Origin of the sequence: Bartonella sp. P0282, assembly GCF_048452985.1 — a bacterium.
In the GTDB taxonomy this organism is placed as follows: domain Bacteria; phylum Pseudomonadota; class Alphaproteobacteria; order Rhizobiales; family Rhizobiaceae; genus Bartonella; species Bartonella choladocola.
Genome location: NZ_WTFO01000002.1, coordinates 518,652 through 535,652 on the forward strand (window position 1 = coordinate 518,652; position 17,001 = coordinate 535,652).

Genomic DNA, 17,001 nt, shown 5'->3' on the forward strand with positions numbered 1-17,001 from the left:
TGTTATGGGGAACTTATGTCACACCAGTCGAGCGAACAACAGCACATAGATGCAATAAAAGCCAGCCTTGGCTATAAAGAATTCATTGTCATGATTGCGACACTCATGGCAACGAATGCAATCGCCATTGACATCATGTTGCCCGCCATGAGCGATATGTCCCATAGTCTTCGTATGTCGGGTCAAAATGACCAACATTATATTATCTTTTCATATCTAGTCGGCTTCGGATTATCACAATTGGTGTTCGGTCCAATCAGTGACCATTTTGGCCGCCGCAAGCCTATCATGGCCGGATTGATATTTTATTCGCTTTCATCTGCGGCATGTGCTTTTGCTCCAAGTTTCGCGTGGCTATTGATTTTGCGTGCCATTCAAGGAATTGGTGCGGCTGCGACGCGTGTCCTGACAGTTTCAATCGTGCGCGATGTTTATGGCGGGCGTCAAATGGCCGAAGTCATGTCAATTGTGATGATGGTGTTCATGGTTGTGCCGGTTTTGGCTCCTGCCGTTGGGCAAGCCATTATGGTTCTTGGCCATTGGCAATTCATCTTTCTATTTATGGCAATCGCCGGATTGGCTATCGTTCTGTGGGTCTATTTCCGTTTACCCGAAACACTATTTGAACAGCGGCCTTTGACTTTCTCCTCTGTCGGGCAAAGCCTTTGGATGGTCTTGTCCAACCGTATATCGCTCTGCTACACATTGGCGTTTTCGCTGGTTCTCGGTGGCCTTTTCTGCACACTCAATACGTCGCAGCAGATTTATGACGGCATATATCATTTAGGCGTCTGGTTTCCGGCTGCGTTTGCACTTGTCGCAGCATTTCAGGCACTATCGTCATTTTTGAACTCGTTATTCGTGGGACGGTTCGGAATGCGCAAAATTTCGCATACTCTGTTGCTCATGTTCTGCGTAACGTCTTTTGTGTGGTTTATCGGTTCGGTTTATTCCGGCGGCTCGACACCGTTCATTTATTTCATGCTGTTGCTCATTATTATTATGTTTTCTTTCGGCGGGCTTGGTGCGAATTTCAATTCGCTTGCTATGGAGCCGCTCGGTAAAGTAGCCGGAACTGCTTCTTCGGTGTTCGGTTTTTTACAGACGATCATCGGCGCCGGACTGGGCTTTATCATTGCACAAAGATTCAACGGAACAACCGTGCCGGTTGCAGGAGGATATTTTGTGCTTTCATGCGGAGCGATTATGCTCATTCTCATTGCGGAAAAGGGAAAGCTGTTTTCGAGACACACTCATGCTTCCCATGTGAGCGTTATAAACACGGAAAAAGACTAACCCCGCATATTCTTGGGTTGAAACGCGTGATATTGATGGATTGAACGCGATTTCCGACATCAGGCACAATCTATGACCGCAAGCGCGACAAAGCTTATAGTTCAAGCGGGCTTAAAAGATTTTCACGCACCGGACGACACCGAGTCAACCTATCGATCTTCGGCGGGTTCAATAAAGTTCAATGAAATTGTCTTATGCTTCAATGAATTTTGTTCAAATCGAACCAAAATCGAAAAGCTTGTTATCCAACAAATGGCTTGGACGTACATTGGTCAACGCACGTATCATCGTATCTTTACGACCCGGCATTTTTTTCTCGATGTCATTCAGCATATTTTTCATTGCATTCCGCTGGAGGCCGTCCTGACTGCCACACAGGTTACACGGAATAATCGGAAACTTCATAGCTTCAGCGAATTTGGCAAGATCTTCTTCTGCTGCATAGACAAGTGGCCGCAAAACCAACATATCGCCCTCGTCATTAACAAGCTTGCCCGGCATGGCAGCCAAACGCCCGCCATGGAAAAAATTCATGAAAAATGTTTCCAATACATCGTCACGATGATGTCCAAGGACGAGAGCCGAACACCCCTCTTCCCGTGCGATCCGGTAGAGATTACCCCGCCGCAATCTGGAACAGAGAGAGCAATAGGTTTGCGTATTATCGAGTTTTTCCGTAACGATCGAATAAGTGTCCTGATATTCAATCCGGAAAGGAATTTCATAATGTTTCAGAAAATCCGGCAAAATATTCTTCGGAAATCCGGGCTGACCCTGATCGAGATTGCACGCCAAAAGATCCACCGGCAATAAACCACGCCACTTCAAATCCAGAAGAAGAGCAAGCAAACCATAGGAATCCTTACCACCCGACAAGGCTACAAGCCATTTTTGCCCCGGTTTAACCATTGAAAAATCGTCCAATGCTTGACGCATATGGCGTAATAGACGTTTTCTCAATTTATTGAATTCCACTGTCGAAGGCGCATCGCGAAATAAGGGATGGCAACCATCAGCCGCTTCATCAATATCAGTCTGCCCGATCATTTCACCTTCCTTCAACAATATGCCTTAAAACGAAAACAGGGAGCCAGAAGGCTCCCTGCTTGAACAGAATAAATAATCTCACGATTAACGTGAATAAAATTCGACAACCAGATTCGGTTCCATCTGAACAGCATAAGGAACGTCGGCAAAGGCCGGAATACGTGTGTAAGTTGCCTTCATCTTGGTGTGATCTGCTTCGATATAATCGGGAACATCACGCTCCGGCAACTGGGTTGCTTCAAGAACAAGTGCCAATTGCTTCGACTTTTCGCGAACTTCAATCACATCACCGGGTTTGCAACGGTAGGATTGAATGTTTGTACGACGACCATTCACATTCACATGACCATGGTTGATGAATTGACGTGCTGCAAAAATCGTAGGAACGAATTTTGCGCGATAAACAATAGCGTCAAGACGTGATTCGAGAAGACCGATCAGATTTTCGCCGGTATCACCACGACGACGGCCGGCTTCTTCATAAATACGGTGGAATTGTTTTTCCGAAATATCGCCATAGAAACCTTTAAGTTTCTGTTTGGCGCGCAATTGGGTACCAAAATCCGAAAGTTTGCCTTTGCGGCGTTGACCATGCTGTCCAGGACCGTATTCACGACGGTTGACGGGTGATTTCGGGCGGCCCCAAATGTTTTCGCCCATACGGCGGTCGATTTTATATTTCGTAGTTTCGCGCTTGCTCATCGCATTTCCTTAAAACTGGATAACAAGGCAATAAAATTGCCTCAGGGAAACGCGCCCTCCTCTGCCCATAAAATTTATGGACTGACAGGACAGATCGCGCACGCTTTGCGCAAATGTCCACGGGACACGTCAGTGATCGCTTTTTCATTACTGAAAAAACTTGTGTGGTTCTTTAGTGAAATTGACCGCAGGAGTCAAGTGAACACGTTCTTTTTCGCGTCAAGGAAAGCCTGTCTCTTCAAGATTTTCAAAACATGCCGAAACGCTTCACGCACGCACTGTTCTGGTGACTTCAATTGAAGCACCTTTTGCCTTGACGGAATGCGTTCTCATTCAGGTTTTATAACCATCATAGCATGTTTATAAATTAGGAACGACATGAAGGTGGAAAAAAGGCATTGCCAAGCCACCATCACAGTGCTTCACCGGATTCATATAAAAATCGGACGGGAAAACGACCTAACAGATAAATCATAACCGTTTTTCCTCTATGACGCTTCTTTTCAATCTGCTTTAGAGCTTGAATTTTATTTACATATTTAACGGCGTCAAACGCAAACCGAAGCCATGAAGCAATCTGTTTGTCGCGTAATCGGTTCTGCCGGAAGTAAAATGGGCAAGATCCAGATGTTCGGTGAGTGGCTGGACTTCTTCGGCGTTCGGTAGCAAAGATAAAGCACGCTTGGCTACTGCTTCTGCCGGATCAATCCAGTCGACCGGCCATGCGGCGGTTTTCCGGAACAAATTGACGAGGAAGGGATAGTGCGTACAGGCGAGCACAACAATATCTGTATGATGTCCGTCTTTTTCTACAAAACAGGGGGCTATCTCGGCTTTTAAAGAAGCACGATCAACCGGTTTTCTTCTAAGGTAATCCTCTGCAAAACCTGCAAGTTTCGCACTCCCTACCAGTCTGACATGACATTTTGACGCAAAAGATGAAACAAGCTCATGTGTATAAGCGCGTTTGACTGTTCCAGGCGTTGCCAAAACCGAAATCAGACCCGAACGTGTCTGCTCCGCCGCCGGTTTAATTGCCGGCACTGTGCCGATAAAAGGAACATTTGGATGAGCGCGGCGCAAATCTTTCAACACCAATGTCGAAGCTGTATTGCACGCGACAATACAAAGAACCGGATTGTAGGCATTCAGCAGCTTTTGAAAGAGTTCGATAATATGCGATTTCAGTGCGTTTTCTTCCCAGCCACCATAGGGAAATGCCGCATCATCCGCGATATAAATGAATTTGCGATCGGGAATAAAAATACGTGTTTCGCGTAATACGGTAAGCCCGCCGATACCACTGTCAAAAAACAGTATAGGCCGTTCACTCATTTTGATTACTATTGTCCTTTGAACGTTTGCGATGATCCGGTGCACCTGCCCCACGTGGCAATTTGGGCGAAAAATGGTCGAGAGATGCCACAACGCCACGCAACAGGCGAATTTCCGGTTCGCTGAAAGCTGCCCGTGTCAGAACAGACCGTAAATTTTCTACCATGATTTCCTTCCGTTCCTTAGGACGGAAATACCCGCGAATATCCAAAGCTTCTTCCAACTGGTCGAACAACCCATAAAGAGTCGCCTTATGTGCCGGCTCCATTTCCTCATTACGAAAAGCAGTATCGGTTTGTTTTTCCAGACCCGATTTCATCCATTCGTAAGACATCAACAAAACAGCCTGTGCGATATTAAGAGAGGCAAATGCCGGATTGACAGGGAATGTCACAATTTCGTCAGACAAACTGATTTCCTCATTATTCAAACCCCATCTTTCGCGACCGAAAAGTATGGCTGTCCGTTCACCCGCTGTTTCTTTCATCCTCAAAACATTTGCTGCTTCAACCGCACTTTTTACCGGTTTGAAGCCGCCCCGTTCACGGGCAGTGGTCGCAAACACATAATTTATATCCGAAATCGCTTCCCGCAAAGTATCAAAGACAAGCGCTCCGTTAATTATGTGATCGGCCTTACTTGCAGTTGCTATGGCTTTATCGTTCGGAAATTCTTCACGCGGATGAACGAGCCGCAATTCGGAAAGACCGAAATTTGCCATTGCACGCGCCACCATACCGATGTTTTCAGGCAATTGTGGTTCAACCAACACAATAACGGGTCCCCCCGTCATATTTTCTCTTTTTCTATCAGTTCCGGCCATTTCATTCACTTCTTCGGTTTTGATGCCTTTTAATGCAGCTTTCAAGGAACCTCAACCAATCATTAACTGTAATCTTGAAAAGAACCATAAAATGCCTTTTTCATGCCTAAATGCGGTCATCTTTGCCATTGATATAGATTGCGTAATATCTGTTGCAGAGGGGTTTACCAAATGAATATAGAGTTCAAAACCACGCTTACTCTTATGGCAATGGCAATCATAACGACGGTCATGGTTTTTTGTGCAAATATGACAATTAGTGATGTTCTGGCAGCACTTTAACTCTTTTCTTTACTTCCAAATTACATTTTCCGCTGTTTCGATTTTATCCACTGCCTTGAACTGCACAGTGTCAATATCTTCAGTATAAAAACTTTTTATGTCATGAACATTAAATACTATTTTAACTGTTTAGCCAATTTTTATTGAACATGAAACCTGTTTTCATAGAAAAACTTATTCGTAATAAAACGTTATATTATGTTTATAGCAACATTTACCAATTTATTTATGGGTAATGTGTTACACGTCCAGAAACATAACCAGAAATATTATTACAAAAATTCAGTCACCCACATTCCATTTTGCTACTAGACATTGATGATGCTGCCTTCCTTGTTTATTTCCATGGATAAATTTTCAAAAATATTTTTATCAAATTCTATTTTTTACCCAAGCTATAGCGCGTGATTTCACTGCGCGTTTCGTTGTGACCTTTCAACGGAAAAATGCCGACTGTTCAGGTCAAAAACGCGTTATCTGTACAAAAGGGCACAATTCCTTCCGATAAATAACGTGCAATCGCTGCAATCAACAGCTATGCTTATTACGATTCAGTGTTAAGATCATGAGTTGCTTTCATCTTGTGCGGGAACCGGAATGGTTGTTTCCGTTACATGCGAAAGATGGAGTTGAACACGCAGACATCGTTCAGGATGCACTTGGCACTTCAAGTTGCTTGAAGTGCGGCCAATATAAAAAGATAGAAATAGTTAGGCAAATGGTTAGTTACGTCAATTACAAAAATTCACCTATAAAATATACCGGACAAATTCGCATTTATGATGAAGAAGCTTTTGTCGGAATGCGCAAAATCGGTCGTATTGCTGCCGAATGTCTTGATGCACTCGTCGATATAATCAAGCCTGGCATAACGACTCAGGAAATTGACGATTTTGTTTTTGCCTTCGGTGCCGACCGCGACGCATTACCGGCAGACTTGAACTATCGCGGCTACAGCAAATCCTGCTGCACGTCGATCAATCATGTCGTTTGCCATGGTATTCCGGACAATAAACAGCTTCATGAAGGTGATATTGTCAATGTCGATGTTACATTTATCAAAGACGGTTGGCACGGCGACACCAGCCGGATGTATCCTGTCGGGGCATTGAAAAGAGCATCCGAACGCTTGCTTGAGGTTACACACGAATCACTCATGCGTGGTATTGCTGCGGTTAAACCCGGAGCAACGGTTGGTGATATTGGCGCTGCCATCCAACGCTATGCTGAATCCGAACGTTGTTCTGTTGTCCGCGATTTTTGCGGTCATGGTGTAGGGCTTATATTTCATGACGCGCCGAATATTCTTCACTACGGAAATCCCGGTGAAGGACCGGAACTACGTGAAGGAATGATGTTCACAATCGAACCGATGATAAACTTGGGAAAATCGGGTGTGAAAATCCTCAATGACGGTTGGACTGCTGTGACACGTGACCGGTCTCTATCAGCTCAATACGAACACACAATGGCCGTTACAAAAGATGGTTGCGAAATTTTTACTCTTTCGCGGAATAATACATTTTACGTACCCGTAACCAAGGCATAAACCGGTGTTCCTGTTATGGCTAAAACTCCCGACAAAAATATATTTGCCGAAAACATGATAGATATGTTGCTATCAGGAGTTACGCCAGACAAAGAAAAATCGCCAAAAGAAACCGCCAATAACGAAAATAAAGGCCATCGGGAAAGACTTCGGGAACGTTATTTTGAAACAAACGGCGTGGGATTTCCCGATTACGAATATCTTGAATTATTATTGTTCCGGTCAATTCCGAGGGCTGATACAAAGCCCTTGGCAAAGGCCTTGCTTAACCGTTTTGGCAGTCTTGCCGATGTACTCGGTGCCGACATCAATCTTCTGCAAGAAGTTCCCGGATGTGGTCGGGCTGTTGCGCGTGATCTCAAGATTCTTTCAGGCATAAGTGAGCGGGTAAACCGCGCGGAATTGAGAAAACGCGATATATTTTCGTCCTGGGACAAAGTGCTTGCTTATTGCAAGGCAGCTTTGGCACATGAGACACGCGAACAGTTCAGGGTTCTATTCCTCGATAAGAAAAATGGATTGATAGCTGATGAAATCCAGCAGATAGGTACGGTCGATCATACGCCTGTTTATCCGCGCGAGGTTGTCAAGCGGGCTTTGCAACTATCAGCGTCTGCGCTTATTCTTGTTCACAACCATCCCTCTGGTGATCCTTCCCCTTCACGCGAGGATATTTCAATGACGCATATGGTTAAGGATGTGGCGAATGCGTTGGGCATAACCGTCCACGATCATATTATTATCGCCCGCAATGGTTATACGAGCTTTCGGGCACAAAAATTGCTCTGAAAAATCAGAAAAACAAGAACTCCGATAAAACGGAAAAAGCCGCAATCATCGGCGGCCTTTCAAACTCAAAAACAAAGTTCCGATTTCAATGGTTGCGACTATTCGTCGAGGTCAATATCAAGAATAGCCATCGAGAAATTATACGACAATTCCCCTTCGTCTTCATCGCGATAAATGACACCGAGAAATTCATCATCAAGATAAACTTCGCATGAATCATCCTTGCGCGGTCTCGGCTTCACTTGCAGTGATGGATTTTGAAATTTGCGCTTAAAGTAGCCATCAAGTTTCTTGATTTCGTCAGGCTTCACAGCGTTCTCCTAAAATTGCTCCGGTTAAACAAAAATGCCAGATAAGGCACAGCCAAACGTCCGTAAAGATATTGGCCTTCAATTTTATTCATTAATTGCTTTCAATTTTAATCGTTAATCAATTGATCCATGTTTAATCGTTAATCAATTGATCCATGCTTAACGCCGGCTCACGATCCTCTATCTTTCCAACAACTTTTGCAGGGACACCGGCAACAGTACTATAGGCCTCGACCGGCTTAAGAACAACAGAACATGACGCGATCTTTGCACAATCCCCTATTGTGATATTGCCAAGCACTTTCGCACCCGCCCCGATCAGTACGCCGTGACCGACTTTCGGATGGCGATCACCCGATTCTTTACCGGTTCCACCCAAGGTAACATCCTGTAATATCGAAACATTATCGCCGACCACTGCTGTTTCTCCAACGACGAGACCCGTCGCGTGGTCAAGAAAGATACCGCGCCCGATACGTGCTGCGGGGTGAATATCTGTCTGGAATACGCATGATGAGCGCCCCTGCAGGAATAATGCGAGGTCTTTTCTGCCTGTTTCCCATAAAGTATGGGCAAAACGGTGTGCTTCGATTGACAGAAAACCTTTGAGATAAAGTACCGGTTCCATAAACCGGTTACACGCCGGATCGCGGTGGAATACCGCTGAAATATCGGATGAAACAATCTCTTCCAGATGATCTATTTTGTCGGTCTGTTCGACAAATATCTCGTAAAGATTTTCTTCATTCAACTCGCGTGTCCATAGCCGTGCGGCAATGCGCCCTGCTATCATTTCCGACAGGTTTTTATGGTTTAGAATTGCGCTTTGAAACAACTGCACAAGAGCCGGATCCTGCTCGATAGCAGCTCTTGCTTCCTGTTTGATGGTCTCGAATAGCACGAGCGGGTCGATAGCTTCGCCCTTTTGCTTACAACAAGGCAATATAGTCCCTCTTTTCTATTTCAGGCAATGCTGTTTGCCTTCCTGTCTTTCTTCATCAGGCAATCGGATGTTTTGCCAGAAAGTTGATAACACCTTTTTTATACACCGGATCACCAACCGCCAACATATGATCGCGATTGGGGATATTGAGTGCCTCTCCGTGCGGCAATAGTGCAACGAGCGGCTCGGCTTCACCGGATATTTCGTCAAGCGTACCCACTGCTACCAAAACCGGTTGTTTTATCGAATGGACTTCGGCTGCTGTCAATTCCTGTTTTGACGTAATAACACATGCTGCAAGTGCCTTGCGGTCGCTTTTTGTTCGGTCGGCAAATGTCCGGAACATCAAACCGCGCTTATTGGTAATTTTTGCGACATCTTCTGCAAGCAGTGCTTCAGCGACAGGCTCCCAGTTTCCGGCGCCCGTTACCATACCGATACCAAGCCCGCCAAATATGCCACTATTAACATAATCCGGATAGAGCATTGCCATGTAGGCTGTGATTCTCGCCCCCATGGAATAGCCCATCACCTGCGCTTTTTTAATCCCCAGATGGTCGAGAAGTGCAGCCGCATCGCCAGCCATTGCCTGAGGCGTATAGACTGCCGGATCATGACTTTTATCCGAAAAACCATGGCCGCGATTATCAATGGCAATCACCCGGTAACCGGCATCATTCAAGACACGAAACCAGCCTGGTGCATACCAATTCACATAGGAAGAAGATGCAAAACCGTGGATCAGCAAGATCGGGTCACCCGTACCTTCTTCCCGATAGGCGAGTTTGAACCCGTCATGATTGAAATATTGAACGTCCTCTGCACTCATTTCTAATTCACTTTGCATCCACCACGTTAATCTACTTTACATGCACCGCATATTGCAGGATGAAATACCCTATCGCCAATTTTGATCCTGTTTTTTTGAACTTCACCTGCATTCACTTCGATTGTAAACTTGGCAAACACATGTGACGACACAATTTTTGTTGAGTAAGGTATCGTATTTTCGGTAATGGATACGATCACACCTCTATCGTCAAGAAATATCATGTCGAGTGGCAAAGGCGTGTTTGCCATCCACATTGTTACAATTTGTTTCTCCGGAAAAACAAACAACATGGCGCGATCGGACGGTAAATCCGTTCTGTACATCAAGCCTGCTTCATTTTGTTCGGGCGTTTTGGCAACCTCGACATCATAAGATACTTTTCCGGTTGCTGTGATGATAACCAATTGCGTAGCATCGACCGGTAGTCGCATCGGTTCTTCACAATAAGCACGGCCCACCATGGCCGACATCAGAAATAACAGTCCGGCAAACAAAGCTTTCATGACAAAGTTTTCCTTAACAAAAGCCGGAATTTCCTTAACAAAGCCAGTAATTTCCCTAATGAAGCCGGAGCCGATAAAAACCGGACGTCTCCGGCAATTATTCATCAATTATTCATCAATATCGGAAACAAAGATTTTAATGGGTGGGAAAAGGTACTGCAATATCAGGGTGGATTTCCGCTGCCATCAAGCCCTTTTCACCCCGCCCGTAGCGAACAAGCACAACCTGCCCCGGACGCAATTCTGCCAGACCGAAACGACGCAGAGTTTCCATATGAATAAAAATGTCTTCTGTTCCTTCACCGCGGGTGAGGAAGCCGAACCCTTTTTCACGGTTGAACCATTTGACAATTGCCCGTTCCAAGCCGCTTTCCGGTGTCACAACAACATGTGTACGAGCCGGCAGTTCCGAAGGATGGACGGCGGTCGAAAGGTCGATCGACTTCACTTGAATGCATTGTAATCCACGTTCACCTTTTTTGACCATGCAAACAATCCGCGCTCCTTCGAGTGCGGTATGAAAGCCGTCGCGCCTCATAACTGTCACATGGAGAAGGATATCCGGAACACCGGCAATATCCGGCACGATGAAACCATATCCCTTGCTTACATCGAACCATTTGATGGTGCCGCTAATCTCGACAACATCTGTTGCTGCTGTTTCAGAACTATCTTGAGACGGAAGGAATCCTTCCAACATTTCATCGCTCGCCATAATTCCTACAGTCCTGTCAATACCAATTAATCACGAATGATTCTCTTGAACCCCAGTAAATATTGCTCACTCATTGTGACGCAAGCCCCGACAACAAGATTTCCCCAAATTGTGGACGTTCAACGACGATAAATCATTTTTTTGTTTTTTCACCGACAATTTTAAAGCCGATCGTCATATTCACATCCCGTACAAAAGACGTTAGATTTTTAAAAACCTGACAAAACAAGAAAGCGAGAAAAAATGCGATATTTGCACACTATGGTTCGTGTTAAAGACCTTGAACAGTCACTCAACTTCTATTGTAGCGTATTCGGCCTCAAGGAAACCCGCCGCATAGAGAATGAAAAAGGCCGTTTTACCCTCATTTATCTCGCAGCTCCCGACGATGTCAAAGCCGCACAATCCGTCCATTCGCCGGAACTTGAATTGACATATAATTGGGACAAAGAAGACTATACCGGCGGACGCAATTTCGGTCACTTGGCCTATGAGGTTGATAATATTTATGAAACTTGCAAAAATTTGGCCGCAAAAGGCATCGTTATCAATCGTCCACCACGTGACGGGCATATGGCCTTTATAAAGTCGCCTGACGGTATTTCTATCGAACTCTTGCAAAAGGGTGAAAAACTAAGTCCTGAAGAGCCTTGGGTTTCAATGGAAAATACTGGAACATGGTGACAAATGACTTTGAACCATGAACAATAAATCTAATTTCGGGTATGGAACTTGTGCTGTCAGCCGGTTCATATTATGAAGTTTTATTACAATATTTTATTAAAACAAAAAAGAGGGATCGATTACCATGGCTTTCAAGCAATTGATTGCAGCAGCAATTGCTGCCACAGCACTGAATTTCAGTGCATTCGCCGAAGACCCCATTAAAATCGGGGTATTCCTTCCGCTAACAGGGCAAAACGCTTTCGGTGGGCAATTGGAGCTTGAAGGCGTTCAACTTGCCAACAAAATCAAACCCGAAGTTCTGGGACACAAGGTCGAGCTGGTCGTCGTCGATAACAAATCGGATAAAGTCGAAGCTGCAAATGCTGTCATGCGACTCACTGCTTCCGACAAAGTCAACGGGATTATCGGTACTTACGGTTCATCGTTGGCGCTCGCCGGCGGCGAAGTTTCGGAACCGGCAAAAACACCTGCAATCGCAACTTCGGCAACCAATCCTTTGGTGACCCAAGGCAAAAAATACTATTTTCGCGCATGTTTTATCGATCCCTATCAGGGAGCCGGAGCTGCAACATATGCATTCAACACGCTTCACGCAAAAAAAGCAGCGATTTTGAAAGATGTTTCAAACGACTATGCAATCGGCCTTGCCAATTTTTTCGATAGCTCGTTCAAAAAACTTGGTGGTGAAGTCGTAGCAAACCTCAATTATAATTCGGGAGATCAGGATTTTTCCGCCGCACTCACCCAGATTATCGCTGAACAACCGGACGTTCTTTTTATTCCTGCCTATTTTGCAGAAGGTGCCATCATTCTGAAGCAGGCACGTGAACTTGGTGCAACATTCCGCATTATGGGCGGCGACGCAATGGATAATCCGGAAACCGTTACAATCGGTGGAAGTGCTTCCGAAGGTTTTCTGCATACCACTTTTCCCTATGACGCAAGTATGCCGAATATGCCGAAAGCTGCGGCCCAATTTACCCAAGAATGGAAAGCAACTTATCCTAACAAAGAACCGAACGTGAATGCGGTTCTTGGCTACACTGCCTATATGATGTTTATGCAAGCGATTGAAAAAGCCGGAAGCGGTGACCGTGAGGCGATCACAGCAGAACTTGCAAAACTGAAAGATTTCGAGACGCCATTCGGTGCGATGACTATGGACAATAATCATAATCCTGAAATTCCGATCGGTGTTATCGAGATCAAGAATGGAAAGCGTGAATATCTCGGTGAAGTTAAACCCGCTTTATAAGGGGATAAACACAATTAAATGATTGATCCGGTCGAATAAAACTCGACCGGATGAATTTACGTTGTATATGTGCTTCTCGACGAAACCGGTTGCAATATCAGGAAGGCTAAAACATGACTACAGAAATGTTCATTCAACATTTCTTTAATGCTTTGGCGCTAGGGGCACTTTATGGATTGATAGCCATTGGGTACACAATGGTTTACGGCATCTTGCGGCTTATCAATTTCGCCCATGGCGATATTTTTATGTTGGGTGCGTATTTTGTTTTTTTCTCGACAATCAGTTTCATGCCCGCATGGGCAGCTGTGTTGCTCGTTATTCTGGCAATTCTGGTTTATTATTCGGTCTTCATCGGCTTTAAAACACGCATAAAGCCCTATTGGGCAGCGCTCTTTATTATTCTTGTTCTGGCTCTTGCCTATTATGCTTTTGTAAGTCCGCGCGATTTTACGCCGGTCTGGTTACTTGCCGTTTGTTTTGCGGTATTCGTTACCAGTGCCGGCGGCATTGCAGTTGACCGTATAGCCTATCGGCCGTTGCGGGATGCACCACGTATTTCCGCGCTTATAAGTGCAATCGGTATGTCATTTCTTATAGAAAATCTCGCAACTGTATTGTTCACAGGCGTGCCAAAAAGCGTCAAACAGCCCGAATTGCTTGTCACGCCTATTCAATGGCATTTTGGTGAAGGTGCTCAAGGGATTATTCGTATTGTGCCAATGGCGCTCATCGTGCCCATTGTTTCACTATTGCTCGTTGTTCTTCTGTTATGGATTATCAACAAAACAAAACCCGGTCTGGCCATGCGCGCAATTTCACGCGACATCGAAACCACGCGTTTAATGGGCGTTTCTGTGGACAAGATCATTGCTTTCACATTCGGTTTAGGATCGGCTCTGGCTGCAATCGCCGGTATTATGTGGGCGTTACGTTACCCGCAAATTAATCCTTATATGGGAGTAATACCGGGACTTAAGGCGTTTATTGCAGCCGTTATCGGAGGTATCGGTTCGGTTGAAGGGGCAATGCTTGGCGGCCTACTTCTGGGCTTCATAGAAATCATGATTATTGCATTTTTCCCGTCGCTGTCAGGGTATCGTGATGCATTTGCTTTTATCATGCTCATCATGATTCTGCTTGTTATGCCAACAGGACTCATGGGCAAGAAAAGTGAGGAAAAAATCTGATGTCGAAATCCTCGCAAATCATTCTATCCCTGATTTCTATTCTATGCCTCGTAGCGTTTCTGTTTTATGCCCAGAACCACTTTGATGCTTATACTGTGCGCATTCTAAATCTTATCGCAATCAATGCCATTCTGGCGGTATCGCTCAATCTTATTTATGGCTTTACTGGAATGTTTTCTTTGGGCCATGCCGGTTTCATGGCCATAGGAGCCTATGTTTGCGCCATATTACTGCTTTCACCCGAACAAAAGCAGATGATGTGGATTTTACAGCCGATGTTTGAACCCTTGCAACATTTGCAGGTTCCATTTTTCTTTGCGGTTGTTTTGGGGGGTATTTGCGCGGCACTCCTAGGCCTTGTCATTGCGCTTCCTGTTTTGCGGCTTGGCGGAGATTATCTCGGCATTGCAACGCTTGGATTTGCCGAAATTATACGCGTCGTCATTACCAATGCCACACCTATTACAAATGGTTCGCTCGGCATTAAAGGAATACCGCAATATGCCAATTTGTGGTGGAACTATGGTTGGCTTGCCTTTACTGTCGTCTTTATTGTGCTGCTTCTAAAAAGCAATACCGGAAATGCACTTTGCGCCATTCGCGATGACGAGATTGCAGCTAAAACTATGGGCGTCAACACCTTTTTCTACCGTACATTGTCATTCACAATCGGCGCTTTTTTTGCCGGTGTCGGCGGCGCACTGACGGCAGCACTCATTTCGACAATCGATCCCAAAATGTTCAACTTCCTTTTGACGTTCAATATTTTGATGATTGTCGTTGCCGGTGGTCTTGGTTCGATTACCGGAAGCATTATTGGTAGTGTTATCATCACTGTCATGTTGGAATGGTTACGTATCGTCGAGCAGCCAATCGATTTCGGTTTCATTCATATTCCCGGAATTCCGGGACTGAGAATGGTTATTTTTTCGATATTGCTGATGGGCATAATCCTGTTTTGGAGAAGCGGTTTGCTTGGAACACGTGAATTTTCCTGGAACGGTATTTACCATTTTTTCAAGAAAGGTTCTGAAGCCAAGAGCGGAGACCGGTCATGAGCGACACAATATTGAAACTCGACCATGTCACAATGCGCTTTGGCGGATTGACTGCTGTCAATGACATCAATATCGCTATTGAACGGGGCACAATCGCCGGTCTCATTGGTCCCAACGGTGCCGGTAAAACAACTGTTTTCAACATGATTTCCGGATTTTATACCCCGACAAGCGGTACAATATCTTTTGACGGCAAAAAAGTATCGGGTCTACACCCCAATATTGTTTGCAAACGCCACATCGCCCGTACCTTTCAAAACATTCGCTTGTTTACAGGATTGAGCGTTTTACAAAATGTCATGGTTGGCGCACATGTGCGTCAAAAAAGTCCGTGGTTTGCGAGTGCCCTTTTCATCCCCTCAGCGGTAAGGGAAGAAAAGAAAATTCGTGAACAAGCTCTTGAACTTCTGGATCGTGTGCACCTTGCAGATCTCGCAGATCAGCCGGCAACGGCACTCCCCTACGGCGCTCAACGCCGCCTTGAAATTGCCCGCGCTTTGGCAACCGAACCGGAATTACTGCTTCTTGATGAACCGGCCGCCGGCATGAACCCTCAGGAAAGTGAGGAACTGCGCCTATTCATTTCACGGATACGGGAAGAATTCGGACTGACCATTCTGCTCATCGAACATGATATGCGGGTCGTTATGGGATTATGTAACCATATCTGGGTACTGGAATATGGTGCACTGATTGCAAACGGCACACCTGAAGACATCCGTAACAATCCAAAAGTCATCGAAGCCTATCTTGGCGGAGAAATTCATGAACATTCTTGAGATTAATGACCTTCGTGTCAATTATGGTGCAATCAAAGCCGTGCAAGGCTTGTCCATGTCGATCAAAGAAGGCTCGATTGTTACACTTATCGGCGCAAATGGTGCAGGAAAAAGCAGTACGGTTCGCTCTATCGCGGGTTTGAATAAATCGGTAACCGGCGAGATTCTTTATAAAAGTGAGAATATCCTCGGAAAGCAGCCTGAAGAAATCCTGAAAAAAGGAATTGCGTTAAGCCCTGAGGGGCGTCGTATCATGCCGCATCTGACCGTTTTGGAGAACCTCGAACTCGGTGCTTATATTCGCAACGATAAAGAAGGGATCAAGCGGGATATTGAATGGATTTTCGATCTTTTTCCAAGACTTAGCGAACGGTCGAAACAATTGGGTGGCACGATGTCGGGTGGCGAGCAGCAAATGCTCGCAGTCGGACGGGCGCTTATGAGTAATCCAGAACTCGTTATGCTTGATGAACCATCTCTGGGATTGGCACCGATTCTTGTTCAGGAGATCTTTTCAATTATCCGGAAAATAAACGAAATGGGCAAAACGGTTCTGCTTATCGAACAAAATGCGTTCGCAGCGTTATCAATTGCCAATTATGCCTATATTCTGGAAGTCGGTAAGATTATTCTCGAAGGAGAAGGCAAGACAATGCTCAAAGACCCACGTGTCAAAGCAGCATATCTCGGCGGATAATAAACCTTTCCATTCATCGGGTGAATTTCGCAATCATTCAATAGACGGAGTAATTTTCCGTGTTTTCTAAGACATTCCAATCGGCTTTTTATCCTTACCCATTTGCATTATCCTGTCGGGAAAAAATATTGAATTTCGTATATTTTTACTGTGTATGGATAGCTGAATTTAAAGCTCGGCACGTTTGGAGCGGTTAAAAAACATTGAG

18 protein-coding genes are annotated in these 17,001 nt (G+C 45.1%); 9 read left to right on the top strand and 9 right to left on the bottom strand.

Features of this window, described 5'->3' with window-relative positions; all coding sequences use genetic code 11:
• The first annotated feature begins 15 nt into the window (after positions 1-15).
• Entirely contained in the window at positions 16-1,296 is a 1,281-nt protein-coding gene (locus GQS64_RS07595; RefSeq protein WP_198231161.1) for a multidrug effflux MFS transporter, read from the top strand.
• A 213-nt stretch (positions 1,297-1,509) separates the two neighbouring features.
• Here GQS64_RS07595 and ttcA read toward each other — a convergent pair whose 3' ends face one another.
• From ttcA to GQS64_RS07615, 4 genes are all read right to left on the bottom strand, one after another.
• Positions 1,510-2,343: a tRNA 2-thiocytidine(32) synthetase TtcA gene (gene ttcA / locus GQS64_RS07600; RefSeq protein ID WP_077992326.1), complete on the bottom strand. Its 834-nt coding sequence runs from the start codon at positions 2,341-2,343 to the stop codon at positions 1,510-1,512.
• 84 nt (positions 2,344-2,427) lie between these two features.
• Entirely contained in the window at positions 2,428-3,045 is a 618-nt protein-coding gene (gene rpsD / locus GQS64_RS07605) for a 30S ribosomal protein S4 (RefSeq protein WP_077992327.1), read from the bottom strand.
• A gap of 531 nt (positions 3,046-3,576) precedes the next feature.
• Positions 3,577-4,380, bottom strand: a complete 804-nt coding sequence (murI, locus tag GQS64_RS07610) for a glutamate racemase (protein WP_198231162.1) — start codon at positions 4,378-4,380, stop codon at positions 3,577-3,579.
• Entirely contained in the window at positions 4,373-5,203 is an 831-nt protein-coding gene (locus GQS64_RS07615) for an RNA methyltransferase (RefSeq protein ID WP_198231163.1), read from the bottom strand. The genes murI and GQS64_RS07615 overlap by 8 nt, the downstream gene beginning before the upstream one ends.
• A gap of 1,000 nt (positions 5,204-6,203) precedes the next feature.
• Between GQS64_RS07615 and map the strand changes: the two genes are divergently transcribed.
• Entirely contained in the window at positions 6,204-7,034 is an 831-nt protein-coding gene (gene map, locus GQS64_RS07620; protein ID WP_077994547.1) for a type I methionyl aminopeptidase, read from the top strand.
• Positions 7,035-7,049: 15 nt separating this feature from the next.
• A complete protein-coding gene (radC, locus tag GQS64_RS07625) occupies positions 7,050-7,823 on the top strand; it encodes a RadC family protein (protein WP_198231164.1) in 774 nt (257 codons plus the stop codon).
• A gap of 98 nt (positions 7,824-7,921) precedes the next feature.
• On the opposite strand, the gene GQS64_RS07630 is transcribed toward radC, so the two are convergent.
• The 5 genes from GQS64_RS07630 to GQS64_RS07650 all read right to left on the bottom strand — a co-directional run bounded on the left by GQS64_RS07630 (position 7,922) and on the right by GQS64_RS07650 (position 11,127).
• Positions 7,922-8,134, bottom strand: coding sequence for a DUF3126 family protein (locus GQS64_RS07630; RefSeq protein WP_077992331.1), 213 nt, complete (start codon positions 8,132-8,134; stop codon positions 7,922-7,924).
• 133 nt (positions 8,135-8,267) lie between these two features.
• On the bottom strand, positions 8,268-9,077 hold the full coding sequence (gene cysE, locus GQS64_RS07635; protein ID WP_198231165.1) for a serine O-acetyltransferase: 810 nt from the start codon (positions 9,075-9,077) through the stop codon (positions 8,268-8,270).
• A gap of 55 nt (positions 9,078-9,132) precedes the next feature.
• Positions 9,133-9,906 carry an alpha/beta fold hydrolase gene (locus tag GQS64_RS07640; protein WP_077994553.1) on the bottom strand — a complete coding sequence of 258 codons (774 nt, stop codon included), beginning with the start codon at positions 9,904-9,906 and terminating at the stop codon, positions 9,133-9,135.
• A 26-nt stretch (positions 9,907-9,932) separates the two neighbouring features.
• Entirely contained in the window at positions 9,933-10,412 is a 480-nt protein-coding gene (locus GQS64_RS07645) for a DUF192 domain-containing protein (protein ID WP_198231166.1), read from the bottom strand.
• A gap of 136 nt (positions 10,413-10,548) precedes the next feature.
• Positions 10,549-11,127 carry a cold-shock protein gene (locus GQS64_RS07650; protein WP_198231167.1) on the bottom strand — a complete coding sequence of 193 codons (579 nt, stop codon included), beginning with the start codon at positions 11,125-11,127 and terminating at the stop codon, positions 10,549-10,551.
• A 243-nt stretch (positions 11,128-11,370) separates the two neighbouring features.
• Here GQS64_RS07650 and GQS64_RS07655 point away from each other — a divergent pair, with 243 nt between their 5' ends.
• The 6 genes from GQS64_RS07655 to GQS64_RS07680 all read left to right on the top strand — a co-directional run bounded on the left by GQS64_RS07655 (position 11,371) and on the right by GQS64_RS07680 (position 16,793).
• The gene (locus tag GQS64_RS07655) at positions 11,371-11,811 is read left to right on the top strand and encodes a VOC family protein (protein WP_198231168.1); all 441 of its coding nucleotides are present in this window, start codon (positions 11,371-11,373) and stop codon (positions 11,809-11,811) included.
• Between the two features lie 124 nt (positions 11,812-11,935).
• Positions 11,936-13,069 (top strand): ABC transporter substrate-binding protein, encoded by a 1,134-nt coding sequence (locus GQS64_RS07660; RefSeq protein WP_077992337.1) that lies wholly within the window; start codon positions 11,936-11,938, stop codon positions 13,067-13,069.
• A gap of 113 nt (positions 13,070-13,182) precedes the next feature.
• Positions 13,183-14,259, top strand: coding sequence for a branched-chain amino acid ABC transporter permease (locus GQS64_RS07665; protein WP_077992338.1), 1,077 nt, complete (start codon positions 13,183-13,185; stop codon positions 14,257-14,259).
• Entirely contained in the window at positions 14,259-15,317 is a 1,059-nt protein-coding gene (locus GQS64_RS07670) for a branched-chain amino acid ABC transporter permease (protein ID WP_198231169.1), read from the top strand. Before GQS64_RS07665 ends, GQS64_RS07670 begins: the two co-directional genes overlap by 1 nt.
• Positions 15,314-16,096, top strand: a complete 783-nt coding sequence (locus GQS64_RS07675; RefSeq protein WP_077992342.1) for an ABC transporter ATP-binding protein — start codon at positions 15,314-15,316, stop codon at positions 16,094-16,096. Before GQS64_RS07670 ends, GQS64_RS07675 begins: the two co-directional genes overlap by 4 nt.
• Entirely contained in the window at positions 16,083-16,793 is a 711-nt protein-coding gene (locus GQS64_RS07680) for an ABC transporter ATP-binding protein (RefSeq protein WP_198231170.1), read from the top strand. Before GQS64_RS07675 ends, GQS64_RS07680 begins: the two co-directional genes overlap by 14 nt.
• The last annotated feature ends 208 nt before the right edge of the window (positions 16,794-17,001 follow it).